This is a genomic window from Parabacteroides sp. AM17-47, from assembly GCF_003434625.1.
In the GTDB taxonomy this organism is placed as follows: domain Bacteria; phylum Bacteroidota; class Bacteroidia; order Bacteroidales; family Tannerellaceae; genus Parabacteroides; species Parabacteroides distasonis.
In genome coordinates this window covers 1-545 of the sequence record NZ_QTLI01000066.1, presented here as the reverse complement: position 1 = coordinate 545, position 545 = coordinate 1, and the positions used below count along the sequence as shown (strand labels likewise).

The 545-nt window shown below is 60.0% G+C and carries 1 protein-coding gene; it reads right to left on the bottom strand.

Annotation, left to right across the window (positions count from 1 at the left end):
* Nucleotides 1–545, bottom strand: a 545-nt coding sequence (locus DW205_RS22020) for a transcription termination/antitermination protein NusG (protein WP_370016608.1), incomplete at both ends; no start/stop codon positions are given.

Here is a 545-nt window from a genome sequence, read left to right as displayed (position 1 = left end):
CCGCTTTTACCACGGGGAGCATGCTGCGCATCGTGGAGCGCAAACGATCGAACTCATCCGACTCGCCCAAAAGCAGATAGGCAGGAAGGAGCAAAGAGTAAAGCTTGCAACGGATCACGTCGGTCTCACCACGGAGAGAGGCGTAGCCACGCAGGACCTCACGGGCCAGACGGGCATCCTCATCCACTACCACGCCGGAGGCATGGTAACGGCCCAAGGCATCGTGCAAGCCCTCCGACAGACGGTCGTTGTCCAAATGGGTATACACGTGCTTGCCCCCCGTGTTCAGCTCGATCAACTCGTACTCCCCCGCTCTCACCTCGAACAAGGGGACCCACAGACAGTCGAGGATACGCACCATCACGTCCTTATGCCCACCGCCCGGCTGCACCACCACCTCAGCCTCCATGTCGGCAAAAGGGCCGGAGGTGATACGCACACGGTCGCCTTTCAACAGGTGGCCACTATCTGGCACGTACACCGGAAGCTCGTTGGAGTAAGACACCGCGACCCAACGTAAGGTCTCCATCTCACGATCCGAGAGG